Consider the following 24,516-nt stretch of genomic DNA (forward strand, 5'->3'; position numbering starts at 1 on the left):
CAATGAGAAAGTTAAAAAATTTATTCGATAACAACAAACGTTGGGCTGCTCGTACAAGTGAAGCAGACCCTGAGTTTTTTAAAATTTTATCTATGCAACAAAATCCAGAGTATTTATGGATTGGTTGTTCAGACTCTCGTGTACCTGCAAATCAAATAGTTGATTTATTACCAGGCGAATTATTTGTACATCGTAACGTTGCTAACGTGGTTGTACACACTGACCATAACTGCTTATCGGTTATGCAGTACGCTGTAGAGGTTTTAAAAGTAAAACATATAATGGTAGTCGGTCACTATGGTTGTGGTGGCGTACAAGCCGTTTTAAACAATGCTAAATTTGGCTTTATTGATAATTGGCTACGCCATGTAGGAGATGTAAAAGAAAAGCATCTTGAACAACTTGACGCAATGCCAGAAAGCGAACGCTTAAGCCGCCTTATTGAGCTAAATGTAATTGAGCAAGTACGTAATGTGTGTCGTACTAACATTGTGCAAGATGCCTGGGAGCGCGGCCAAGAACTAAGCGTTCATGGTTGGGTTTATGGTTTAGAAAACGGCCATCTTCATGATTTAGAATCTGTAGTAACGTGCGCGAGTGAAGAAACGCAAAGCTACAAAAAAGCAGTGCAACACGTATTTAAAAAAGTGGGTGAAAATAAATAAATCCATGACTAAAACGGCGGTGTTGATAGGTGCTACAGGCTTGGTCGGTAATGAGTTGCTCCATAAGTTACTTAATAGCGATCGTTATACAAAAGTAGTTACGTTAAGCCGTCGAGTTCTGCCTGTCACACATGCAAAGCTAGTTAATCACGTTATTGATTTTGAAAAATTAACTCAATATGTTGAGCTTTTTAAAGGTGATGTATTGTTTTCGTGTTTGGGCACAACCCGTAAACGAGCGGGCTCGATACACGCTCAGCGTAAAGTAGATTTTGATTATCAGTTTATAGCGGCGCAGTTAGCGGCATGTAATGGCGTTACGCATTATTGCTTAGTGTCATCAAGCGGGGCGAATACGCACAGTAATAGTGCTTATTTGAAAATGAAGGGAGAGCTTGAGCAACATATTAAAGCACTCCCTTTTGATAAAATAAGTATTTTACAGCCATCTTTATTATTAGGTGATCGTGAGCAATTTAGAGTGGCAGAAAAGATAGGCAGTATTATTTTTCCTGTTATTACACGATTTGCGTTTTTAAAGCGTTATAAACCAATAACTGGCGAACAAGTTGCGCAAAAAATGCTGAGTGTGAGTTTAGCTCAGCAGGCTAAGTTGTCTTATTATGTACTTGATGAGCTATTTGAATAAACTGAGTAAAACGCAAAAGGCAGCCTAAGCTGCCTTTTTTGTACATTAAATTAATACCAATTTTATTAAAAAATGATCATTTTAGCGTATTAAATAACTCACTAACTACGTTAAAAATTATTTATATAGAACAACTATGTACGATAATTTTAGCCTTGTTATTGAGCTATTTTCTTATCGCTATAATAGAACACTAATTTAATGCAATTGGTATAATTATTCAGCGTCAGTTTTAGCGCTAAGTTGTTGCTCAAGCAATGAAACTTTAGCTTCAAGTTCGGTTAACTTTTCGCGAGTACGAATAAGTACTTGGCTTTGCACATCAAATTCTTCACGGCTCACAAAGTCCATCTCAGCAAGCTTGTTTTGTAGAACTTGCTTTGTTTTACCTTCGAGTGTGTCTGCTAGGTTTTTTACGCCTTGTGGCATATTGCTAGTAATTTGCTTAGCAATTTCTTCAAGTTTTGCTGGGTTGATCATATTTGTCCCTTCGGCATTGCCTAAATGATAATAACTAATATTACCTTATACCCGCGGTATTTAACACATGATCATCTTTACCTTAATTAATTAAGGCAATTGCTATGCTCGCTGTAATGGTTACGTTAAAATTGCGAGTCTTTTAAATTTCTTTGGTCGTTATGAAACTCAATCCTAAACAAGATGAAGCCGTAAAATATATTAGTGGTCCCTGCTTAGTACTCGCGGGCGCAGGCTCTGGTAAAACCCGTGTTATTACGAATAAAATCGCTTATTTAGTGAAAAAATGTGAGTACAAAGCGCGAAATATAGCCGCTGTTACTTTTACCAATAAAGCAGCCAAAGAAATGCGTGAGCGAGTACTGCAAACACTCGGTAAGCAAGACGCTAAAGGTTTATGGGTATCAACGTTTCACACACTCGGTTTAGAAATAATAAAAAAAGAATTGAGTACATTAGGGTTTAAACCCGGCTTTTCGTTATTTGATGATCAAGATACCAATCAGCTTCTTAGTGAACTCACCGAAGATGAGCTCAAAAAAGACAAGGACTTACTCAAACTACTTAAAATGGAAATTGGTAGTTGGAAAAACGAATTAGTACTGCCAGAGCAAGCAATACGCGAAGCGCGTGATCCGCAAAAAGCATTGTTCGCGCAGTTATATGGGCGCTATCAAAACCAGCTGCGTGCTTATAATGCACTGGATTTTGATGATTTAATTATGATCCCTACTTTGTTACTTACTAATAACGCCACATCTCGTGAGCGCTGGCAGCAACGCTTTAAATACTTGCTGGTGGATGAGTATCAAGATACCAACACAAGCCAATATCAACTTGTTAAATTGCTAGTAGGCGAGCGTGCCCGTTTTACTGTGGTAGGTGATGACGATCAATCAATTTACTCATGGCGTGGTGCTCGCCCGCAAAACTTAGTGTTATTAGGTAAAGACTACCCAGGGCTTAGACTTATAAAGCTTGAACAAAACTATCGAAGTGCAGGGCGAATACTAAAAGCGGCTAACATTTTAATTGCCAATAACCCACATGATATAGAGAAAAAGTTATTTAGTGAACTAGGTTACGGTGAGCCGATTAAAGTAATAGGGTGCCGCGATGAAGAGCATGAATCTGAGCGTGTGGTTGCTGAAATAATTTCACATAAGTTTATGAAGCGAACCAGCTATAAAGATTACGCGATTTTATATCGTGGTAATCATCAAGCACGTGGCTTTGAAAAATCACTAATGAGTAACCGTATCCCTTATAAAATTAGTGGCGGTATGTCGTTTTTCGCTCGCTCAGAAATTAAAGATATTATGGCGTATTTACGTTTGCTAGTTAATCAAGATGATGACAATGCATTTTTACGTATCGTAAATACACCGCGACGCGAAATAGGCACGGTTACCCTTGAAAAGCTTGGTACGCTTGCTAATGAAAAGCACGCGAGCTTGTTTGCTACCTGTTTTGATAACGATTTAGGCTACAGACTAAAAGGGCGTGGCTTTAATGCGCTTGCTGGGTTTGCACGCTGGGTTGTTGAGCTATCTGATAACGCAGTACGCGGTGATACGCTCGAAGCTGTTAAAGACTTAGTGCGTAATATTAATTACGAGGCATATTTGTACGAGTCGTCACCGAGTGCAAAAGCGGCTGAAATGCGTATGAAAAACGTATCAGAGCTGTATCGTTGGATAACAGATATGTTGACCGGTGATGCCGACAACGAACCAATGACATTAGCCGAGGTTGTTAGCAAGCTAACCCTTCGCGATATGCTTGAGCGTAACGAAGAAGAAGATGAAACCGATGCAGTGCACTTATCAACACTACATGCATCAAAGGGCTTAGAGTACCCGTACGTATTTATGGTGGGTATGGAAGAGGGTTTACTTCCGCATCAGGTAAGTATTGATGAGGACAACGTAGATGAAGAACGTCGCTTAGCTTATGTTGGTATTACTCGCGCACAGCAGGAGTTAACACTTACTTATGCAAAGATACGTCGTCAATTTGGTGAAACCTCGCAAACTGAATTAAGCCGATTTGTACAAGAGTTACCGCAGGACGATCTTGCGTTCGAAAACAAAAAGGCGCCAAATACCCAAGCAGAGCGCATGGAAAAAGGCCAAGCAAGAGTCGCTAACTTACGAGCGATGTTTAAAAAGCCTGAGTAATACCTCAGGCTAACTTTATAAAGACTGGGTTGCTTGCACTTCAGGTAACTCAGAGCATACTAAAGCGTGTTGTTTACCTACAAAAAATGCCAAACCGTGTTTATCTAATAAAGCTCTAAAATTAAGTATTGATGGGCCTTTAGCAATGACCTTCATTGCTTTGAGCTTTGTAATTGCAAGCACGCCCTGTAGCTGAAAATCGTAACTTTCTTGTTGTAAAACACGTTTACTAAAGGTCGAGCTAAGTAGTAAATAATCAAAATTAATATCGGTTAGTAAATTAAGTTCGCACCTGTCTTTAGCAAAATTGTTTAAACCAATTGAATAACCAAGTTGTGATAGCGTTTTGAGGTTTTTTATTTGCGTTGCACATGCGTGGCGAATTTCTTGTTCATCAAATAATAAACAGAGTTGGCTTTGTCCTTGTTGTTTATTTAGCGTATCTGTAAATAAAACAAATTCGTGTTCCTCAAGTAGCAAACCAGAGCAAGGAATCAATGCCATAGCTACATTTGCAGTAATTGCTTGTGCATAGGCGCGTTGTAATAGTTGTAACTCTACTTGCAGATGCTGCTCTTTATCTGATGCAAACTTTTTCAAAATATCAAAGCTAGTAAAGCCAAGTATTGGGTGTTCACCAAATGCTTCAAATAAAGATTCAGACTGTTGTTGCTCATCAAGCGTAATTATTTCTGAGCTTCTAAAACTCATAGGTAATATATCAAGGTGATGTTGTGCTTTTAGGGTCTGCGCAGGTATTGATTGCGTTAATAGCGGATGAAATAACTCGTAACGATTTTTTCCTGAGTTTTTGGCGTGATACATGGCGGCATCGGCATCACGAATAATTTCATCTGTATGCGTATAGCTTTTCTTTGAGTAGGTTATCCCTATACTTGCGCCACTTTGTAAAGACTCACCTTTGAGATAAAAGGGTTTTTTCATTAAATCTATAATACGATTTGCAACATCTTCTGCTTGTTGAGGCTCAGTTAAATGGGTTAATAAAATAACAAATTCATCCCCGCCTAAGCGTGCTAGTAAATCATGCTCGCGTATACATTGGGAAAATAACTCACTTACGTTAATTAAAAATTGATCGCCGGCATGGTGGCCAAGCTGATCGTTAATATCTTTAAATTTATCTAAATCAATAAACAAAACAGCAAAGTGATGTTCAGGAAAACGTTGATAATGTTGTAGCGTTTTTTCGAGCTGAGTTAAAAATAGACTGCGATTAGGTAAGCTCGTAAGCGAATCGTGATGTGCATCATGATAAAGCTGCTGCTCTATTTTTTTTCGCTCATCTATTTGCATCTGTAAGTGCAGATTAGTTTGACGCAATTCTTTGGTTTTTTCGTTTACTCTAAATTCGAGTTCTTGATGGCTTTTTGCAATAGCTTGATTGACCAGCTTTGTTTGTAAAACAGCTGCAATTTGATGTGATACAAAGGTAATTAACTCGCAATCATCTCGGCTGAAAATATGTTTGTTATCGTAGGCTTGGCAAACAATAAGGCCGATAACACCTTGAGCTGTTTTAAGTGGAGCGCCTAACCAGCTAGTGGCCATTTGCTCTTTTGGTACAGGTGCTGAACGTTGTACCACACCGCTTTCTATTAATTCTTTTGCTCTACATGGGTGTATTAGTTGTGTTTCTTCGGTGCTTATTACCAGTTCGCTATAACCTTTAGCAAAGCGTCTTGGCTGTGTATTTTCTTTAAATTCATCTACACAATATGGAAAACTAATCCACCCTGTTTCTTTATCATAAAGTGCAATATATAAGTTTTCTGCGTAGGTAATTGTTTTTATTATTTCGTGTATTTTAAAATAAGCGTCATCAAGGTTTTTAGCTTGTGTTGCTATCTCAGATATTTTAAATAGAATTTGCTGGCGTTGAAGTGCGTGTTTACGCTGCTCTATTTCAAGGTTTAGTGCCTCGTTACTTTGAGTGAGTGCGCGGGTGCGAATTTTAACTTCTGACTCAAGGAGTTCTCGTTTTTTTACACGCTCTATTGCTGTTGCCAAATAAAGCGACATAAACTCGAGTAATTGTATTTGCTGTGAGCTATAGCCTTGTTTTGTATCGTAACTTTGAGCTGCTAATACACCGATAATATTGTGTTCTTGGTAAACAGGTACGCCTACCCAGTGTTCGGCAGGAGTGCCTAATGCTTTAAATAAACCTTCTGCTGCAGCATCTTGCATTTGCTGCTTGGTAAAACATGTGGTTTTACCCTGTTTAAATACATAACCCGTGGCGCCTTCATCAAAGCTATTTGATTGGTTAAGGGCGACGGCAATACCATCTTTTTCATCTGAAAAGTAAGAAAGTTCTAGTGATTGACTGTATTGATTTAGCAGCACCACATAAAAACTTTTACTCGGTACGTACTTTTGTAAAATGTCATGGATGGCGGGGTATAGCAGGGTTAGCTCGGCCACAGTACTTGCCTGCTCTGATAATTGGATCAGGGCATTTTGTAAGTGATGTGATTGTTTGTATTTTTCGAGAAGCGCTCTAAGGCGTTTATTTTGATACGCCAATTTACTCGATACTGATAGTTTATCTTCCAATGATCTAACCGGCTATCTTTATTGTATAGTTATTAGCCTTATACTTTCACTTTTAGTGCTTATCGTCAAGTTGATATTCCTACTAAAGCAGTAGCTAGATACACTATTTTAGGCATTAAAAAAGGCTTACAGAAGTAAACCTTTTTTGTATATTTCAATCGAGCTTATTTCGATGTCATAAAGTCGATAGCAGCACTAATCTCATCATCAGAACAATCCATACACGTGCCTTTTGGAGGCATAGCATTAAAGCCATTTAGCGCATGCTCAAGTAAAGTATCTTTACCTTTAGCAATACGTGGAGCCCAATCGTCAGCCGATTTAGGCGCGCCTAGTGCACCAGTGCCGTGACATGCAAAACATGCACCTTGATATACTTGCTCACCAGAACGTGGACCTGTAGGCGCCGCTGCAACTGCAGCTTTATCGCCTTCAAGGTATACAGCACCAACCGGCGCGAGACGTGCTTTAATTGCATCTTCAGTCATAGAGTTATCATATGGCTGTGCGTATGCAGTGGTTGCTAGCAATAATAATGCTGCAGCTGTTAATTTTTTCATTTTGCCTTGCTCACTTCGATTTGAACGTGATCAATCACGATTAAAGATGACGGAAATTAAACCGATTATAACTCTCTGAGCCAATTTATAAAATGCTAAGAGCCGTTTTTATTAATAAAACTGACTACTTTTTGCGTTAACGCAATAAAATTTAATTATTTACTGTTTTTTGTTAAGCAATTTAATAAGCGCAATCAGTCATTCAATTAACTTTTTAGATCCTAAGATCAAAATCAATTTATTGATAATACGCTACTAACTAGTTTTGCGATCCCTGCGTCGGCTTCAAGAATCGATTCTGCCAACATGTAAGCAGGGGTGGTAACTAGCTTATTTGGTTCATCGATAACTACACCGTCAACCACACAATCTATATGTTTAGCGCCTAATGTGCTTAGCGCTTGTGCTGTCTCTACATCGTTACCAATAGTAAGTGCGGCGTTATCATAAATAAATGGGATCAATGCGGGTGCAATACACATATAACCTGCAGGCTTATTTGCTTTTGCAAATGATTTACAAGCATTAAGGACGTCCTGATTGATATTTGCTTTTGCGCCTTTAATTGCAAAATCGCATAAGTTTTTTGCAGCACCGAAACCGCCAGGTACAATTAATGCGTCAAACTGAGTCACGTCTAGTTCAATCAGCGATTTAATGTCACCTCGTGCAATGCGAGCAGCTTCTGTTAATACATTGCGTTTATCAGGCATTACTTCACCTGTTAAATGGTTAATGGTATGAAGTTGCTCAATATCTGGTGCAAAACACTGATACGTTGCGCCATTTTTGGCTATATGTAATAAAGTTAAAATTGCTTCATTAATTTCACTACCATCGTACACACCAGACCCTGCTAATATTACTGCTACGTTTTTCATGCTTTTGTGCCCCTAAAGTCTTTTTTATAAGTCGATCGGATGAAGTTTAACATGCTCAAAATTTCTCGCGAAAATAAATTTTTAGTACAAAAATCATTCGCAGTGCAAGTCGTTTTGCGGTTTATGCCATTTGCGATCACTTTGCCTTTAAAAAAATTATAAAGGATCGCTATGATCTTCGATCCATTGTGCTAGAATACTCCTCCGGTTATTTAAATGGACGCGAATAATCAAAGTGAATAACAACAGAAGCAGTCGTTAGAAAACCTTTTTCCACATTGGTTTAAAATAATAAAAAAAGAACCTCGTATTATCTTTTTTAAATTAAAACATACAGTTAAAGTATTTTCTAGGCATTTTATAATGCTTTGGAAGAATAGCTCGTGGCTGTTATCTACACACTTATCCACAGCTTGCTCTAGTTTTAATAACACGATAAACAGCAATTCACAGTCGTTTTATTTACTACCTTATGGCATGCTTATAATTACCTTAATTTTTTGCATTTAGGATCCAAATTCACCATGGCTCAGATCCCCGAAAACCCACTTATTTTAGTTGATGGCTCGTCATATTTATTTCGTGCTTATCATTCTCCGCCGCATTTAACTAATTCTAAAGGTGAGGCTACGGGCGCTATTTATGGCGTGATCAACATGCTTAAAAGCTTGATCAGACAATATGATCCCTCACACATGGTGGTTATATTTGACGCTAAAGGCAAAACGTTCCGTAACGATATGTATAGCGAATATAAGGCAAATCGCCCGCCGATGCCGGATGACTTACGTACGCAAATAGCACCAATACATAGCATTATTAAAGCGATGGGTTTTCCGCTAATTAGTATCGAAGGCGTTGAAGCTGATGATGTTATTGGCACATTTGCACGCATTGCAACTGAGCAAAAACGGCATGTCCTTGTCTCCACTGGCGATAAAGATATGGCGCAACTTGTAAATGAACACGTTACATTAATAAACACGATGACCGACAGTATTTCAGACCCTGTTACCGTAGTTGAAAAGTTTGGTGTAGGCCCCGAACTTATTATCGATTACTTGGCACTAATGGGCGATAAGGTCGATAATATCCCAGGTGTTGAAGGTTGTGGTCCAAAAACGGCCGTTAAGTGGTTAGAGAAATATGGCTCGTTGCAAGGTGTAATGGATCACGCAAGTGAGATTAAGGGTAAAATAGGTGAAAAGTTAGCTGCAGCTCTCGATCATCTGCCTTTAAGCTACGAGCTTGCAACAATTAAGTGCGATGTTGAAGTTGAATCTGATCTTGATACGTTCAAATTACAAGAGCCAAATAAAGACGAATTAATTGCACTATATGGTGAGTGCGAATTTCGTCGTTGGTTAGCTGAGTTACTAGATAACCCCAAAGATGCAGAAACACATTTAGCTGTACCTACCGAAGCCACTGAATTACCAAAAGTAGAAGATGCTCATTACGAAACTATTTTAACGCAAGCGCAATTTGATACGTTAATAGAGCAATTAAATAGTGCCGAGTTATTTGCATTTGATACAGAAACTACCAGCCTTGATTATATGAAAGCGCAATTAGTGGGTATGAGTTTTGCCGTAAAAGCGGGTGAAGCTGTGTATTTACCTCTAGCGCATGACTACCCGGGTGCGCCTGAGCAATTAAGTCTGGAATTTGTAATGCAAAAGCTAGGTCCAATTTTGGCCGATGAAAACAAAGCTAAAGTAGGGCAAAACCTTAAATACGACAAAAGTGTATTAGCGAATGCAGGTTTTGCGCTAAACGGTATTAAGTTTGACACCATGCTTGAGTCATACGTATTTAATAGTGTGGGTACACGCCACGATATGGACTCGCTAGCACTTAAATATCTAGGTCATAAAAATATTAGCTTTGAAGATATTGCTGGCAAAGGTAAAAAGCAACTTACCTTCAACCAAATTGAACTTGAAAAAGCTGCGCCTTACGCTGCAGAAGATGCCGATATTACTTTGCGCCTACATGAAGTGCTTTGGCCAAAAATAGCGGCTGATGAAAAGCTAAAATCTGTATTCGAAGATATAGAAATGCCACTTGTTAGTGTGATTTCTGATATTGAACGAACCGGCGTTGCAATAGATAGCAATATGCTTGCAGCACACAGTATGCGTTTAGGCGAGCGTTTAATTGAGCTTGAAAAAGAAGCATTTGAAATAGCAGGCGAACCATTTAATTTAAGCTCTCCTAAGCAACTACAAGTACTGTTGTTTGAAAAGCTTGGGCTGCCTATTATCAAAAAAACACCTAAAGGTGCACCTTCTACCGCAGAAGAAGTATTGCAAGAGCTTGCTCATGATTATCCACTACCTAAAGTAATTATAGAGCATCGTGGTTTATCAAAGCTTAAATCAACTTATACCGATAAATTACCATTAATGGTGAATGAGAAAACCCAGCGTGTACATACGTCTTATCATCAGGCAATTACAGCAACGGGGCGCTTGAGTTCAACCGATCCTAATTTACAAAATATTCCTATTCGTTCAGAAGAAGGGCGTCGAATTCGTGAAGCGTTTATAGCTGCAGATGGTTATAAAATTGTCGCTGCCGATTACAGCCAAATTGAGCTGCGTATTATGGCGCACCTTTCACAAGACAAAGGTCTATTAAATGCATTTGCTAACGGCTTAGATGTACACAGTGCAACTGCCGCTGAAGTATTTGGTGTCGAGCTTGATGATGTAACTACCGATATGCGCCGCAAGGCGAAAGCAGTAAACTTTGGCTTAATTTACGGTATGTCTGCATTTGGTTTAGCACGTCAACTAGATGTGCCGCGCCACGAAGCGCAGCATTACATAGATAAGTACTTTGAGCGTTTTCCAGGTGTATTAGAGTACATGGAAACAACACGTGAAAAAGCGGCTGAAAATGGCTATGTTGAAACAATATTTGGTCGCCGCCTACATTTGCCAGAAATAAACGCACGTAATGGGGCGCGCAGAAAAGGAGCCGAACGTGCTGCTATTAATGCGCCAATGCAAGGTACTGCTGCTGATATTATTAAAAAGGCAATGCTGAGCGTTAACCGCTGGGTACACGAACAAGCGCCAAATACGATTAAGTTACTTATGCAAGTACACGATGAATTGGTATTTGAAATTAAAACAGACTGCGCACCTGAATATACAAAACATATTTGTGAGCTGATGTCGCAAGCTGCAGCGCTTGATGTGCCGCTTATTGTTGAAGCCGACGAAGGTGACAACTGGGAACAAGCCCATTAATGCAATTTGAGCATTTTAATTAAAGCGCTTTTGGCGCTTTTTTTATGCTTAATAAAAATGGCGAATAACAGCTATTTAATTAGCTATATGCAAGCTTTAGTTAAAATAAGGTTAATTTAAGCAACTATTTGTATTAAATAGTTATATGTTCGTCAATTCGAGCTATTTTACAGGAATATGATTGTATTTTAATGCGTGCTTTTGTTAAAGTCCCGCCTGTCCTATCCTGTAGGACATCCTGTTGATGATGCATCTGAAAGGGTGCAACAAATTGATAGCTTCTCCCCAGTTTGCTATACCGGCCTACCAACTTGTTTGGTGGGCCGTTTTTTGTTTTATGCCTAAAAATCCTATCTAATTAATTCTTTTTTGCGCTATACCAATTGTATTGTTCATTCGTCACTTCGAGGTGGTTTGGGTACATCGCAGGTGATACCATCGAAGTGCTATCATTTTTATTCTTTTCATTTTATTACTAAGGAGTGCGTTATGTTTAAAGCATTAGCTATTGCAGGTTTTTCTTTATCAAGTTTAGTTATTTCTAATGTTGCTCAGGCCAATTGGCAGCTAGTGAATGATAAAAGCCAACTAAGCTTTGTTTCAATTAAAAAAGATTCGATTGCTGAAGCTCACCATTTTACTAACCTTGAAGGTATGCTTTCTGATAAAGGTGAGTTTAGCGTTAATGTTGATTTAACATCAGCCGAAACTCTAATCCCTATTCGTAATGAGCGTTTAGCTACATTTTTATTCGAAGCGGCTAAATTCCCTAATGCTGTTTTAACTGCAAATTTAGCTAAAGAGCTAAGTAATATCAAAAAGCCTGGTCAATATGTATTGAAGGGTATTAAAGCTGAGCTTGATTTTCATGGTAATAAAAAACCATTGGCAATTGATGTACTCGTTAACAGCACGCAAAGTGGTGATTTAACGGTATCATCATTAACACCTATTATTATTAATAGTGATGATTTTGGTGTAACCGAAGGCGTTAAAAAGCTGCAAGAGCTAGCGGGTTTACCTTCAATTGCAACAGCAGTACCTGTTACATTTGCAATAACACTTAAAAAACAGTGATTTCTTTAAGTGAGCTTAGCAAGCGATTAAGCGAGCCAAGCAAACCTTTTGATAGTTGGCAGCCTAACCATTGTGGGGAGCTGCCAATTGTTATTAATAATGAAGGGAAATGGTTTTACGATGGCAGCGAAATAACACGCCCAGCCATGGTGAAGCTGTTTGCTTCTGTATTGTGTAAAGAAGACGAGCAATTTTATTTAAAAACCCCTGTCGAAAAAATAACAATAACGGTTGAAGATGCGCCGTTTATTATTGTTGATTGGCGTTTTGAAAATACAGCGCAAGGGCAAGTGTTGTGTTGTATTGATAATTTAGCTAGGCAGTGGCTAGTGAGCGCTCAGCAGCCTTTGTATATAAAAGACTACAATGGTTCAAAGGTGCCTTATTTAAAGCTACCGTATGGTTGTAGTGCGCGAGTTTCACGCAGTGTATTTTATCAGTGGGCTGAAAAAGCCGAGTCTGATAAGCTCGGCTATTTTATTAAATCTGCAGGAAAGCAGTTTTATTTATCGTAACGCCAGCGTTTAAGCCTCTGGGTTGGTTTCGTCTGTGATTGTTTCATCGGTAGGTGGTACAGCAATAATAGGACCTAAAAACCATTCATCTAGCTTTTTAGCTACTTCTGGTAAACCGGTGCCCTTTAATGATGAAAACGCATGAACTGTAATATCCCCATCAAGCGTGCTTAATTCACGGCGAACTTGCAGTACTTGTGATTTACGAGGGCCTTGCTTTAGTTTGTCGGCTTTAGTTAATAGTGCCAATACTGGTATTTCACTTCCAATTGCCCAGTTAATTAAATCACGGTCTAAATCTTTTAATGGATGACGAATATCCATTAAAATAACAATACCTTTTAAGCTTTGACGCTTTTGCAGATATTCACCTAACGACTTTTGCCATTTCTTTTTCATTTCGATTGGTACTTTAGCAAAGCCATAGCCCGGTAAATCGATAAGGCGCATATCGTCAACATCCGCTAAATCGAATGTGTTGATTAGCTGAGTACGCCCAGGTGTTTTACTTGTACGTGCTAGCTTCTGATCTGTTAATGCATTTAATGCACTCGACTTGCCTGCATTGGAGCGACCGGCAAACGCAACTTCAATTCCCGTATCAGCAGGTAATTTAGTAATGTCGGGAGCGCTTGTTACGAAAGACGCAGTATTATATTTGATACGAGATTTGAGCACAGGCTCTCCTAAAACTTAAATAAATAACATTGAGTAAACCAAATTCACTCAGGGCGCGTATTTTATACTATAAAGGATGTATTAAAAAGCGTATTTAACCACCTAAAAACAGCACCTATGGTACATTTAAAACATGTTAAAGCTTAATCTAAGTCAAAACCCTGTAAATTATAAGCTTAATATGTGTAGAAAACGTGCCAGAGAATTTATTATCGTGTAGAATATATGTATTACAACATCACGATTGTAGATGATACAGGGTCGGAAACAGAGAATTCACCATGAAAAAAATAGCACTATCTTTAACAATATTGCTTGGTGCGTTGTCAGCAAGCAACGCAACAGCATTTGATGGCGATGTAAACGCAGGTAAAGAAAAATCAGCAACGTGTGCGGCTTGTCACGGCCCAGACGGTAATGCGCCGGTTAATATTTACCCTAAAATTGCAGGTCAACATCCAGATTATATCCTTAAGCAACTTCAGGATTTAAAATTAGGTATGACGTCAGGCGGCAAAGAAGGGCGTATGGATCCAGTAATGAGCGCTATGGCTATGCCACTTAGCGAGCAAGACATGAAGGATCTAGCTGCTTATTTTTCTTCAATGAACATGACTGAAGGTGCTACACCTAAAGATGTTGTTGAAGTTGGCGAAATGCTCTTTAAAGCAGGCGATGCGGAGCGTGGAATTCCATCATGTGCAGCATGTCATGGTCCACGTGGTAATGGCTCGTCACTTGCTAAGTTTCCAAAAATTTCTTTTCAGCATCCTGGATATATCAAGTCTCAACTTGAAAAATTCCGTGATGGAACTCGTCACAATGACTTAAATGGCATGATGGGCGATATAGCGAAGAAATTAACAGATAAAGATATTGAAGTACTTTCTCAGTACTTAGGTGGTTTACACTAAAGTCGTATTTATTTAGCAATTAATAATAAATATACTACAATGTTTTACAAAAAGCAGCCTTGGCTGCTTTTTTTGTGCGTAAAATTAACGATATCACCCGTTTAAATGTAAGACATTGACCATGCTAGAGTGTGAGAAAAGTCTTCTTTTTATTTTTTATGCATCATTAACCTATTGTATTTTATTGTTTATTTGATTTTGAAATGTAATAAGTATAATAAAAGTTATATAAACCAGTTGTAACAAAATCATTAACGAGTAAATTAACCACTGTCGCAAAAGAACAATAACAAAATGGAAACAGCTATAAGGAAAGTGGCGCGGCATGACTACATAGCACAAGATTGGTGCTACTAAAGGAAATAATAAAAAAGTGTCAGGATGACCGAAAATAATAAAAAACTCATGGAAGTTTAATAATAAAAACAAAATGGAATGTAACAAGGAACGTAAAATAATAACAATACGGACTGATAATAATAAAAATAATAAAGACTAAAAAAAGTCGAAGGGAGAAGTGTCCAGATAATGGCGCTCAGATTAGCAGGCGGTAGAGATGTTTTCTCTACCGCCTTTTTATTTGTCCTGTTACAATACCCACCGTTTAAAATTAGCGATTAATTAGCTAAGGCGCTTTTAAATGAGAAACCCAACCTCTATAGCGCAAACTGAATTCTTCTGGCTAGGCCAGCACTGCGATGCCCATTAATTTGCGCTTCGCTCAAAACCTCTTAAGTGAGATGATCAAGATATGAGTAGAACTAAAAAGTCACGCAAAAGCCCAGCAAACGGACCTGTTCGTTTAAGCCAAGATAAGCTTAAAGAAATGCGCGCATTAAAAGAGCAGCGAGTTAAAAAAACCAAAGGCGCAAAGCCCGGTTCTCGTAATGCGCCAGATTTACTAGATAGCGAAAGCCAAAATAGTAATCAGGCGCCTAAAGATAAGCGTGTAGGCAGTAAAAAGCCTGTGCCGTTAATCGCAACCGCGCCAGAGCCTAAAGTTGAAATGAAACGCAACTTAAAGCCAACTATTGAGCTGAAAAAAGTAATCGAGCCTGAATTTACACCTGAACAAGAGCTAGAAGCACTTGAGAATGATGAACGTTTACTTAAATTAGTAGAGCGTCATGAAAAAGGTGAAATGCTAACAGGTAAAGATGCTAAGTACTTTAATAGTCGCATTGCCCGTCATCAGGCGTTATGTGAAATTCTTGGTATTGAAGATGAGGACGAAGACGAGTTTGAAGATGACCTTGAAAGCCAAGGCAATTCTGATTTCGATCAATACTTATCTGATGATTTAGCCAACGAATGGTTAGATGAAGACGACAAATAGTAAGGAAAAATAATGAGTACCTCGGTAATTTTAGCCTTACTTTTAGGCGCTGCTATTATAGCTGGTTTGGCATTTTATGCGGGTCAGTTGCTGTATAAGTTAAATGCGCAAAAAAAGTTAATTGCTAAAACGCAGGCTGAACAAAAGCAAAAGCTTGAAAAGTCGCGTTTAAAGCGAAACGCAAAACTAGCCGATAGTATTCATTTAATCGCACGTGCAATGAATGAAGAGCAGTGTGAGTTTTCTGAAGGCTGTTTACGCATCTGGGTACTTATGTCTCAGTATGCCTTTGAAAGCGAGCGTGATTTAACGACGCAGTATCCTGGTATTTATAAAATGTATCAGGTAGTTAAAGAAATGCCGACGCACGATGCACGCAAAAAATACTCTAAAAAAGAGATTTTTAAGCTAGATAAGGCTCGCTGGCAAGCTGAAAAAACACTTAAAGATGAAGTTAAAGCGGATTGCGCTAAAATTATCATCGAGTTTAAAGCCGCTCCAGGTAGCGATAAAGTCGTTTTTAATTAAAGCTACAACTTAAATACAAAAAGCAGACCTAGGTCTGCTTTTTTTGTGCCGATGTATTTATTACCCAGAGTTCAGGCTAAATCACCCTTGAAAAGCGCGTTGCGTTAATTTGTTTTTGTAAGTGAGCATCGAAGCACATACAAATAATACGAATGAATAAGTTCCCGCGTGGTGTTACGCTAATTTTATTATCAATTATAGTGACTAGTTCATCTTTTATAAGTGGCGCCAGCGCTACTAATGCATCCTCAAAGTAGTCATTAAATATAAGCGCGTGTTTTTCACTAAAGCCTTGTATATCTAATTCAAATTGGCAAATGAGCTGTTTAATTGCATCAGCACGAGTTACATCATCATGTGTTAAGTGCATTCCTTTATTAAGAGCACTGCCGCTTTGTGTTTCTACGCTGTGGTAATAATGTTTTAATTCTTTTTGATTTTGTAAAATGGCGGTGCCAATTTGTGAAATTGATGACACGCCTAAACCTAATAAATCACAATTTCCATGGGTTGTATAACCTTGAAAGTTACGATGTAACTTGCCTTCATTTTGCGCAACAGCTAGTTCATTATCAGTTTTTGCAAAATGGTCCATACCAATAAATTGATAGCCTGCTTGCGTCATCTGCTCCAGCGTATTTTTAAACATGGTGAGCTTATTATGAGTACTGGGTAAATCTGCATCTTTAATCTTACGCTGTGCAGCAAAGCGCTCTGGTAAATGCGCGTAGTTAAACACTGATACTCTGTCAGGGCTTAGCTCAATGAGTTGCTCTATAGTTTGTTTAAAGCTTTGTGGTGTTTGCAGAGGAAGCCCGTAAATCATATCTGCATTAATAGATTGAAATCCCAGCTCGCGAGCTTGTGTAATTAATTGCTTAACGGTATCTGCATTTTGCGGGCGATTAACAGCAAGTTGCACGTCATCGTTAAAGTCTTGAATCCCAAACGAGACGCGGTTAAAGCCAAGCATCCTTAAATCAACAAGCATATTATCGGCAAGTGAGCGTGGGTCTATTTCAATGCCGCGCTCTGTCGTGCGTGTAAAATTAAAGTGTTGTTCTAAAAGCTTAATTAAACGGGTCATTTGTTTTGCGGTTAAAAAGGTGGGAGTACCGCCACCTAAATGTAATTGCTCAACCGTGTAGCTTTTAAATAAAGGCGCTTGGGCAGTAATTTCTTTTGCTAAAAAGTCGAGATACGTATCTGCCTTAGATTGATGACGGGTAATTATTTTATTACAGCCACAGTAGTAGCAAAGCTGACTACAAAACGGGATGTGAATATATAAAGAAAGAGAGCGACTTGTTGACGATTCTATAGCGCTTAGTAGGTCTTGTTGCTGATATCCGTCACGCAGTGATAAAGCCGTGGGATAAGAGGTATAACGCGGACCAGACACATTATATTTGTTTATTAGGGTTTCATCCCATTGTGGAAGTTTAATCATCACGCGCACCTAAGTATTTATTTAGGAGGGATTATAAAAAAGTACTCAGGAAGGCGGTTTGATCTATAACAAAAAAGGTGCCGAAGCACCTTTTTTAATAAAATATAACTTAAGACAACCTAATTAATACGTAATAGTATGAGCATCTTTAAGGTATTGAAATAATTCTTTATAACCTTTACCTGGCTTTTCAGCTTTCGCTTCTTTTGCCGCATTTCGAACTAATTGGCGCATTTGTTGACGATCAAGAGACGGAAACTGCTCAATAGTCTCATTGATAAGGTCATCACCTTGCTCAATTAAATCTGAACGTAATTGCTCAATTTTTTTTACCAATACTTCAGCTTGGTTATTTTTATTAAGCATCACATCGATAATCGCTTTAATATCATCAATGTTTTCTACAGTACGCAGTGTTTTAGCGATGTAATTTAAGTGGCGGCGGTACGCGTCGCTTTTGTTACTTATTTTATCAGCAACAACCATCGCTTCTTTTAAATCGTCATTTAATGGCAGGCGTTCGCGCTGTTTTTTACCCATTTTGGCAATTTCAGTACCTAACTGATGAAACTCTTGCGCTTCGCGTTTAAGCTCCGTTCTTGATACATATTCAATTTCTTCTTCAATTTCAGCAGGCTTGCCTTTTTTCTTTGCCATGGGGTGCTCTTAAATAAAAATAACTTTTGCCATTATACATGAATATGATACTTAGGAATATTAGCTGATGTGATGCATTGAGTGTGTTAGCATTTAAATATAAGAAATGCGTGCATTATGCCTCTAAGGCTCAGGACTTAATTTATGAAAAGCCAACAAAACGATCCAATTTATTCTCAAATATCGCAAGTTAAAGATGCGGTAGCAGAAGTACTCGAACATGCTAAAAAATTAGGCGCTACAGCTGCAGAAGCTGCGATGTCTAGCACGTCTGGTTTATCGGTTAGTACACGAATGGGTGAAGTAGAAACCATTGAGTTCAACCAAGACGGCGGCTTAGGCATTAGTGTATATGTTGGTAATAATAAAGGCTCGGCGTCAACGGCTGATTTAAATCCAAAAACATTGCGCACGGTAGTCGAAAAAGCGATTGATATAGCCAAATTTACATCTGATGATCCATTTAACGGCGTTGCTGATAAAGAGTTACTTGAATTTAATCCTAAAGATTTAGATTTATATCATCCTTGGGATGTAAGTCCTGAGGAAGGCATTGAGCTTTGTCATGCTGCTGAGCAAGCTGCATTAAATGCGGACGAGCGTATTGTTAACTCTGATGGTGCGAGTTTTTCATCGCATCAGGGATTACGTGTTTATGGTAACAGCCACGGTTTAATTGCAGGTTTTCCGCGCACTCGTCATAGTATTAGTACTATGGTAATAGGTAAAGATGGCGAACACATGCAGCGCGACTCTGCTTATACAGTTGCTCGCGATCAGGCTGGTTTAAATGATGCTGCGGCAGTGGGTCTTGAAGCGGCAGCTGAAACCTTAGCTAAATTAAACAGCCAAAAGTTAGGCACAATGAAAGTGCCTGTTATTTTTAGAGCAGATATTGCAAATTCATTGTTTGGTCACTTGGTGTCGGCAATTGGTGGTGGCGCGCTTTATCGTAAATCAAGTTTTTTACTTGATAGCTTAGGCACTCAGGTATTTAGTAATTGTGTGAATATTGCTGAGCGCCCACATATTTTAAAAGGGTTGGCATCGTCACCGTTTGATAGCGAAGGTGTTAAAACATTCGATAGAGAAATAATTCAAGGCGGCGAGTTACAAACTTATTTATTAGCAAGTTATGCTGCGCGTAAAATGAACATGATGCCAACAGGACATGCTGGCGGTATACATAACTGGCTCGTTGAGCAAACTCATAACGATTTAACTGCACTATTAAAAACCATGGGTACTGGCTTATTAGTTACAGAGCTAATGGGGCAGGGTGTAAATACCGTAACGGGTGACTACTCTCGTGGTGCTGCAGGTTTTTGGGTTGAGAATGGTGAAATTCAATATCCGGTAAGTGAAATTACTATTGCTGGTAATTTAAAAGACATGTTTAAAGGTATTTCCGCCATTGGTGGTGATATAGAACGCCGTGGTGGTATTCAAACTGGCTCAGTACTAATAGAGCAAATGCAAATAGCCGGCGCGTAGTATTAATATGCAGTGTATACTTAGACCCAGAGTATTATCTCTGGGTCTAAGTGAGTTTTTACGAGGTGTAAAATGGCTAAAGATAGATATGCACCAAAACCGCTAACCGATATTATGGCGGGGTTAAATAATCGTTTATCGGCTTATGCAGGCAAAAGCCAAGCACTTGATACACAGCAAACCTTATTAAAAGATTTTTTAGGCCCTAAATTGGGTGATAAATGCCGAGTTAGTAATTACCGAGACGGCACGCTAATGATAGAGGCGGTATCTGCGCCTATCGCGCTTAGGCTTAATTATTTAAAAATGGATATGCTTTCACACTTTAGAGCTGCTGGAATGGCAGAGCTTGGACAAATAAAAATAACTGCAAATCCTCAAGCAACTCAGCGATTAAGTACCGCGAATAAATCGGGCAGCCCTACAGTTACCAACTCTCGGAAAATGAGTGAGCAAACCGCTAATTACTTAAATGCGATAGCGGCTTCTGCCCCCCCTTCATTAAAAGAAAAACTAGAGCGTTTAGCGCTCCACGGGAAGAATAAAAGTTAGCCTTAGCCACCCACTATATTGTTATTGGTAGGGCTATTTTTGCAGCTCACCGCATTCAAAATACTTTGTTACATATTCCATTTTATTGTTGGTCTAATGAGGTTTATGATACTGCGTGGTGTGCTTTATTATTTAAAGCTCCCTTGATACCCATTCCATTAAGTAAAAGCGTACAGGCAGTGCTATTTTTACTCCTGCTATATTCAAGAATTTAATGGAGTTGGTATGTGATACCAACCTGCATAAATCTTTGATCAATTTAACGAATTAAATTGCACTATAACGTCGTTAAAAATTTTTTATTTAGAACAACTAGATACAAAAACTTTTGCCTAGTTCTAGCGTAATTTTCTTAACGTTAATTAGACCCCATACATAAGCAGATTGGTATGATTTAATTCTAACTAACAAACGGAATCATTATGAATAAAGTAACAATGGCCGCTGCGAGCATAGCGCTTGCACTTGGTCTAGTAGGTTGTGGTGAAAAACAACAAGAAGCTAAAGTAACCGATACTCCTGTAGTAACAGCACCCGCTGAAAAGCCACTAGAGCTTGGTATTGAACTAGCGAATATGGATAGTTCAGTACGCGCACAAGACGATTTTTATTATCATGTAAATGGACAGTGGTTAGCAAAAACTGAAATACCAGGTGATAAGTCTAACTACGGTTCTTTTTCGCAGTTATATGATGAGTCGCAAAAAGCGATGAAAATAGCCCTTGAAAGTGCAGCCGCAAACAAAGCCGCTAAAAAAGGCAGTGATGAGTACAAAATTGGTGCATTTTATAAAAGCTATATGAATAAAGATGCGCGTAATGAGCTAGGTATTACGCCATTACAACCGTCATTAGATACAATTGATAGCGTTAAATCTAAAGCTGATTTAGTGGGTTTAATGGCTAAAATTCAAAAACAAGGTGGTACTTTACCGTTTGGTTGGTTTGTAAATAACGATGCTAAAAATTCAAGCGAGTATGCATTGTATTTATCTCAGTCGGGTCTTGGTTTACCAGATCGTGATTATTACTCAAACGATGACGAAAAATCCACTAAAATTCGCGCTTCTTACGAGCAATACATCACAGATGTTTTAGCTAAGTCAGGCGTTAAGAATGCAGCAGAAGCTGCTAAGAGCGTACTTGCATTTGAAAAAACACTAGCTGATGCACAGTGGAGCCGCGTGCAAAGCCGTGACGCAACTAAATCTTATAACAAGATGACAGTAGCAGACGCAAGCAAGTTGATGGGCGACCTTGATTTAGCTGCATTCTTTAAAGATGCAGGTGTGAGTGCAAGTGACATTATTGTACGTCAACCAAGCTACTTAGAAGCACTAGCTACTATTTACAAAGACACTGATTTAGCGACGTGGAAAAACTACTTAAAATTTCATTTTGTAAGTGGTTATGCAGAGCTACTTAGTGAAGATTTAGTTAACCTTAACTTTGACTTTTACAGCACAACACTTCGTGGCGTAGAAGAACAAGCACCTCTTTGGAAGCAAGCGGTTGATGCATCTAACAGTGTACTTGGTGAAATTTTAGGTAAGGTATACGTTAAAGATAACTTCCCGCCAGAAGCTAAAGCACGCATGGAAGAGTTAGTTGATAACGTAATTAAAGGTTATGGCGTTGCTATCGAAAATCTTGAGTGGATGAGCCCTGAAACAAAGCTTGCAGCGAAAGAAAAACTAGACAAATTTACGCCTAAAATTGGTTACCCAGATACGTGGAAAGATTACTCTGAGCTAGAGATTAACTCAGACGAGCTAGTAGGCAATTACATTCGTTATAGCGAATGGGCATACGCAGACATGATTGCTAAATTGGGTAAACCAGTTGATCGCTCTGAGTGGCACATGACTCCGCAAACAGTAAATGCGTATTACAACCCAGTAAACAATGAAATTGTATTCCCTGCTGCTATTTTACAACCGCCATTCTTTAATTTAGAAGCGGATGATGCTGTAAACTACGGCGCAATTGGCGCAGTAATTGGGCATGAGCTTGGTCATGGTTTTGACGACCAAGGTGCTAAATATGACGGTGACGGTAACTTACGTAACTGGTGGAGTGAGACTGACCTTAAGCAATTTGAAGAGCGTACAGCGGCTTTAGTTGCACAGTATAACGAATATAAACCATTTGAAGATGCAAGTGTTAATGGCGAGCTAACGCTTGGCGAAAACATTGGTGACTTAGGTGGCTTAACGGTTGCGCATAAAGCGTATATGCTATCTTTAGGTGATAAAAAAGCACCTGTGGTTGATGGTTACACAGGCGATCAACGTTTCTTTATGGGTTGGTCACAAATTTGGCGTCGTAACTATCGCGATGAAGAGTTACGTAATCGTTTATTAACAGACCCTCATTCACCAAGTCACTACCGTGTAATCGGTATCCTGTCGAATATGCCTGAGTTTTACGAAGCGTTTGACGTAAAAGAAGGTGATAAAATGTATATCAAACCAGAAGACCGCGTAAAAATCTGGTAATTACATTGTATGTAAATAATAAAAACCAGTAAGTTTTTAGCTTACTGGTTTTTTTGTATCTTGAATTTGTTCATCGACTAAGCATGCGTGCATCCATTCTTCGTTACTCAGTATGTTTTTATAAAGCGCGAGTTGGTTTTGTACGCGCTCTAAATTGTGCTCTGCATGAGCCACTTTAAAGTACACATCGTTATTTAAGTAATCAGTTAAAAAGCGCACACTTAACATGAGCGGCATTATTTTAGCGCCTAGCAGCAGGCTTTCTTGTTCTTGTTTACTCATGCTACTTTTTAATGGCGTTACATAGCCTTTAACAATGGCTGAAAATATATCTTTTCGAATAACAACGTTGCGTAAGTTTGTTGAATCCTCGGCTTCGGGGGAGCAGAAAGTGCGTACCATGTCACCAAAATCATAAAGCCGAAATCCCGCCATGCAGGTATCTAAATCAATCACTGCTTTTGCTTTGTGAGTTGCACTACAAAACAGCATATTATTTATTTTTGTATCGTTATGACACACTCTTAGTGGTATCTGCTTAGCTATACTACTAAGCTCAGTAATTAAATGCTGCTGCGATAAGCAATATTCTATTTCGTCAGCGCAGTGCTTTACTCTATTTACAGAGTTATTTGTGATTGCGGTATTTAATTGCTCAAAGCGCATCGCTAAGTTATGAAAATCAGGAATTACAGTATGTAGTTGTTGTGCATCAAAGTCTTGCAAGGCATGCGTAAATACACCAAAAGCGTAAGCCGCTTGCTCGCTCTGTTGCGTGTTTTTAACAACGTCTTCGCTGTAGCTGTCACTAATGTAATTAAGTACACGATAGTGTTCGTTATCTATTTCTATTAAGTATTCATTGTTCTGCGTAGCTATATGCTTAACTGTTTCAAGGGGGTAGTTGCTTTGTAGTTGTTTGGTATTTAAATGCTGCTCAATTAGTTTTGCATTACTTACTAACTGAGCAGGGTATTTAAATACCTCAGTATTAAGTTTTTGCACAATAAACTGTTTATCAATACATCTAAGTAGCCATGTACTATTTATATGGCCGCTACCAATCACACTAACTTGAGTTAACTCAGGATTTAATGCTAATTGTTCGCTTAGCTTATTTTGTATTGAGATGTTCATTGCGCTCACTTGTACCTAGTTTGTTATGCGTATCGGGCTACTATTTTCTGGATAATTTCAGCATTAGCTTCAGGGAAATCATAATTTTCTAATTCACTAATTGCTACCCATTCACTAGGTTGTCCTTCAGCGCCATGTGCTTCACCGCTAAAGTTACTCACTACGTGTACATCTAATTTAACGCACTTATCGCCGTAGTCATGTTCAATCACCATAAGTTGACTAGAGCTGTGAATTGTTAATCCAACTTCTTCAATAAGCTCGCGTTTAAGTGCAACAAAAACACTTTCACCTGCTTCTACTTTGCCACCAGGAAATTCCCATAAACCGCCTTGATGTTGTTCATCTGCGCGTTTACAAATGAATATAGCGTTATTCTTCTTAATAACACCAACAGCTACATGTACAATTTCTATAGTCATTAC

At 38.7% G+C, this 24,516-nt stretch carries 21 protein-coding genes; 12 read left to right on the top strand and 9 right to left on the bottom strand.

Translation table 11 applies throughout. The features are described 5' to 3' along the window. Positions 1-2: 2 nt before the first annotated feature. Together can and GQR47_RS08265 are read left to right on the top strand one after the other, a co-directional pair. Positions 3-665: a carbonate dehydratase gene (can, locus tag GQR47_RS08260; protein ID WP_002959903.1), complete on the top strand. Its 663-nt coding sequence runs from the start codon at positions 3-5 to the stop codon at positions 663-665. A 4-nt stretch (positions 666-669) separates the two neighbouring features. Further along, a complete protein-coding gene (locus GQR47_RS08265) occupies positions 670-1,314 on the top strand; it encodes an NAD(P)H-binding protein (protein ID WP_024596948.1) in 645 nt (214 codons plus the stop codon). A gap of 216 nt (positions 1,315-1,530) precedes the next feature. Here GQR47_RS08265 and GQR47_RS08270 read toward each other — a convergent pair whose 3' ends face one another. Then, complete coding sequence (locus tag GQR47_RS08270) at positions 1,531-1,794, bottom strand: accessory factor UbiK family protein (RefSeq protein WP_002959905.1); 264 nt, start codon at positions 1,792-1,794, stop codon at positions 1,531-1,533. Positions 1,795-1,955: 161 nt separating this feature from the next. Here GQR47_RS08270 and rep point away from each other — a divergent pair, with 161 nt between their 5' ends. Continuing rightward, positions 1,956-3,974 (top strand): DNA helicase Rep, encoded by a 2,019-nt coding sequence (gene rep, locus GQR47_RS08275; RefSeq protein ID WP_024596949.1) that lies wholly within the window; start codon positions 1,956-1,958, stop codon positions 3,972-3,974. Between the two features lie 15 nt (positions 3,975-3,989). Here the strand turns inward: rep and GQR47_RS08280 are convergent, their stop codons facing one another. From GQR47_RS08280 to elbB, 3 genes are all read right to left on the bottom strand, one after another. Then, entirely contained in the window at positions 3,990-6,554 is a 2,565-nt protein-coding gene (locus GQR47_RS08280) for a diguanylate cyclase (RefSeq protein ID WP_024596950.1), read from the bottom strand. A gap of 164 nt (positions 6,555-6,718) precedes the next feature. Then, positions 6,719-7,114, bottom strand: a complete 396-nt coding sequence (locus GQR47_RS08285; protein WP_002959908.1) for a cytochrome c5 family protein — start codon at positions 7,112-7,114, stop codon at positions 6,719-6,721. 233 nt (positions 7,115-7,347) lie between these two features. Then, positions 7,348-7,995, bottom strand: a complete 648-nt coding sequence (elbB, locus tag GQR47_RS08290; protein ID WP_024596951.1) for an isoprenoid biosynthesis glyoxalase ElbB — start codon at positions 7,993-7,995, stop codon at positions 7,348-7,350. Positions 7,996-8,519: 524 nt separating this feature from the next. On the opposite strand from elbB, the gene polA reads away from it, so the two are divergent. From polA to GQR47_RS08305, 3 genes are all read left to right on the top strand, one after another. Then, the gene (gene polA, locus GQR47_RS08295; protein WP_002959914.1) at positions 8,520-11,255 is read left to right on the top strand and encodes a DNA polymerase I; all 2,736 of its coding nucleotides are present in this window, start codon (positions 8,520-8,522) and stop codon (positions 11,253-11,255) included. 489 nt (positions 11,256-11,744) lie between these two features. Further along, on the top strand, positions 11,745-12,332 hold the full coding sequence (locus GQR47_RS08300; protein WP_024596952.1) for a YceI family protein: 588 nt from the start codon (positions 11,745-11,747) through the stop codon (positions 12,330-12,332). Beyond that, the gene (locus GQR47_RS08305) at positions 12,329-12,847 is read left to right on the top strand and encodes a DUF1285 domain-containing protein (protein ID WP_024596953.1); all 519 of its coding nucleotides are present in this window, start codon (positions 12,329-12,331) and stop codon (positions 12,845-12,847) included. The genes GQR47_RS08300 and GQR47_RS08305 overlap by 4 nt, the downstream gene beginning before the upstream one ends. A gap of 9 nt (positions 12,848-12,856) precedes the next feature. Here the strand turns inward: GQR47_RS08305 and yihA are convergent, their stop codons facing one another. Further along, on the bottom strand, positions 12,857-13,525 hold the full coding sequence (yihA, locus tag GQR47_RS08310) for a ribosome biogenesis GTP-binding protein YihA/YsxC (RefSeq protein ID WP_024596954.1): 669 nt from the start codon (positions 13,523-13,525) through the stop codon (positions 12,857-12,859). Positions 13,526-13,806: 281 nt separating this feature from the next. Here yihA and GQR47_RS08315 point away from each other — a divergent pair, with 281 nt between their 5' ends. From GQR47_RS08315 to GQR47_RS08325, 3 genes are all read left to right on the top strand, one after another. Then, positions 13,807-14,439, top strand: coding sequence for a c-type cytochrome (locus GQR47_RS08315; protein WP_024596955.1), 633 nt, complete (start codon positions 13,807-13,809; stop codon positions 14,437-14,439). A 751-nt stretch (positions 14,440-15,190) separates the two neighbouring features. Next, positions 15,191-15,775 carry a Der GTPase-activating protein YihI gene (gene yihI / locus GQR47_RS08320; RefSeq protein WP_024596956.1) on the top strand — a complete coding sequence of 195 codons (585 nt, stop codon included), beginning with the start codon at positions 15,191-15,193 and terminating at the stop codon, positions 15,773-15,775. A 12-nt stretch (positions 15,776-15,787) separates the two neighbouring features. Next, a complete protein-coding gene (locus GQR47_RS08325; RefSeq protein WP_002959926.1) occupies positions 15,788-16,303 on the top strand; it encodes a DUF2489 domain-containing protein in 516 nt (171 codons plus the stop codon). 76 nt (positions 16,304-16,379) lie between these two features. On the opposite strand, the gene hemN is transcribed toward GQR47_RS08325, so the two are convergent. Further along, positions 16,380-17,753 carry an oxygen-independent coproporphyrinogen III oxidase gene (gene hemN, locus GQR47_RS08330; protein WP_024596957.1) on the bottom strand — a complete coding sequence of 458 codons (1,374 nt, stop codon included), beginning with the start codon at positions 17,751-17,753 and terminating at the stop codon, positions 16,380-16,382. Between the two features lie 123 nt (positions 17,754-17,876). After that, positions 17,877-18,410: a ribosome biogenesis factor YjgA gene (yjgA, locus tag GQR47_RS08335; protein ID WP_002959930.1), complete on the bottom strand. Its 534-nt coding sequence runs from the start codon at positions 18,408-18,410 to the stop codon at positions 17,877-17,879. A gap of 144 nt (positions 18,411-18,554) precedes the next feature. Between yjgA and pmbA the strand changes: the two genes are divergently transcribed. The 3 genes from pmbA (at position 18,555) to GQR47_RS08350 (ending at position 22,954) form a co-directional block, all read left to right on the top strand. Continuing rightward, a complete protein-coding gene (gene pmbA / locus GQR47_RS08340) occupies positions 18,555-19,904 on the top strand; it encodes a metalloprotease PmbA (RefSeq protein WP_165723708.1) in 1,350 nt (449 codons plus the stop codon). Between the two features lie 72 nt (positions 19,905-19,976). Beyond that, positions 19,977-20,456 (top strand): DUF721 domain-containing protein, encoded by a 480-nt coding sequence (locus GQR47_RS08345; RefSeq protein ID WP_002959934.1) that lies wholly within the window; start codon positions 19,977-19,979, stop codon positions 20,454-20,456. A gap of 422 nt (positions 20,457-20,878) precedes the next feature. Next, complete coding sequence (locus GQR47_RS08350; protein ID WP_165723709.1) at positions 20,879-22,954, top strand: M13 family metallopeptidase; 2,076 nt, start codon at positions 20,879-20,881, stop codon at positions 22,952-22,954. 36 nt (positions 22,955-22,990) lie between these two features. Here GQR47_RS08350 and GQR47_RS08355 read toward each other — a convergent pair whose 3' ends face one another. Both GQR47_RS08355 and mutT read right to left on the bottom strand, forming a co-directional pair. Continuing rightward, positions 22,991-24,091: a phosphotransferase gene (locus tag GQR47_RS08355; RefSeq protein WP_024605295.1), complete on the bottom strand. Its 1,101-nt coding sequence runs from the start codon at positions 24,089-24,091 to the stop codon at positions 22,991-22,993. Between the two features lie 23 nt (positions 24,092-24,114). Beyond that, positions 24,115-24,513, bottom strand: coding sequence for an 8-oxo-dGTP diphosphatase MutT (gene mutT / locus GQR47_RS08360; RefSeq protein WP_024600414.1), 399 nt, complete (start codon positions 24,511-24,513; stop codon positions 24,115-24,117). Between the last annotated feature and the right edge of the window lie 3 nt (positions 24,514-24,516).

Origin of the sequence: Pseudoalteromonas sp. Z1A2 (assembly GCF_011378755.1) — a bacterium.
Lineage (GTDB): Bacteria > Pseudomonadota > Gammaproteobacteria > Enterobacterales > Alteromonadaceae > Pseudoalteromonas > Pseudoalteromonas distincta.

Bases quoted from the DNA above. Each gene is read 5' to 3' on its own strand.
- GQR47_RS08265 (WP_024596948.1), top strand. From the start codon at position 670: ATGACTAAAACGGCGGTGTTGATAGGTGCTACAGGCTTGGTCGGTAAT.
- GQR47_RS08315 (WP_024596955.1), top strand. From the start codon at position 13,807: ATGAAAAAAATAGCACTATCTTTAACAATATTGCTTGGTGCGTTGTCA.
- GQR47_RS08300 (WP_024596952.1), top strand. From the start codon at position 11,745: ATGTTTAAAGCATTAGCTATTGCAGGTTTTTCTTTATCAAGTTTAGTT.
- yjgA (WP_002959930.1), bottom strand. From the start codon at position 18,410: ATGGCAAAGAAAAAAGGCAAGCCTGCTGAAATTGAAGAAGAAATTGAA.
- can (WP_002959903.1), top strand. From the start codon at position 3: ATGAGAAAGTTAAAAAATTTATTCGATAACAACAAACGTTGGGCTGCT.
- yihI (WP_024596956.1), top strand. From the start codon at position 15,191: ATGAGTAGAACTAAAAAGTCACGCAAAAGCCCAGCAAACGGACCTGTT.
- GQR47_RS08355 (WP_024605295.1), bottom strand. From the start codon at position 24,091: ATGAACATCTCAATACAAAATAAGCTAAGCGAACAATTAGCATTAAAT.
- elbB (WP_024596951.1), bottom strand. From the start codon at position 7,995: ATGAAAAACGTAGCAGTAATATTAGCAGGGTCTGGTGTGTACGATGGT.
- GQR47_RS08350 (WP_165723709.1), top strand. From the start codon at position 20,879: ATGAATAAAGTAACAATGGCCGCTGCGAGCATAGCGCTTGCACTTGGT.
- GQR47_RS08325 (WP_002959926.1), top strand. From the start codon at position 15,788: ATGAGTACCTCGGTAATTTTAGCCTTACTTTTAGGCGCTGCTATTATA.
- GQR47_RS08285 (WP_002959908.1), bottom strand. From the start codon at position 7,114: ATGAAAAAATTAACAGCTGCAGCATTATTATTGCTAGCAACCACTGCA.
- GQR47_RS08345 (WP_002959934.1), top strand. From the start codon at position 19,977: ATGGCTAAAGATAGATATGCACCAAAACCGCTAACCGATATTATGGCG.
- polA (WP_002959914.1), top strand. From the start codon at position 8,520: ATGGCTCAGATCCCCGAAAACCCACTTATTTTAGTTGATGGCTCGTCA.
- rep (WP_024596949.1), top strand. From the start codon at position 1,956: ATGAAACTCAATCCTAAACAAGATGAAGCCGTAAAATATATTAGTGGT.
- pmbA (WP_165723708.1), top strand. From the start codon at position 18,555: ATGAAAAGCCAACAAAACGATCCAATTTATTCTCAAATATCGCAAGTT.
- GQR47_RS08270 (WP_002959905.1), bottom strand. From the start codon at position 1,794: ATGATCAACCCAGCAAAACTTGAAGAAATTGCTAAGCAAATTACTAGC.
- hemN (WP_024596957.1), bottom strand. From the start codon at position 17,753: ATGATTAAACTTCCACAATGGGATGAAACCCTAATAAACAAATATAAT.
- mutT (WP_024600414.1), bottom strand. From the start codon at position 24,513: ATGACTATAGAAATTGTACATGTAGCTGTTGGTGTTATTAAGAAGAAT.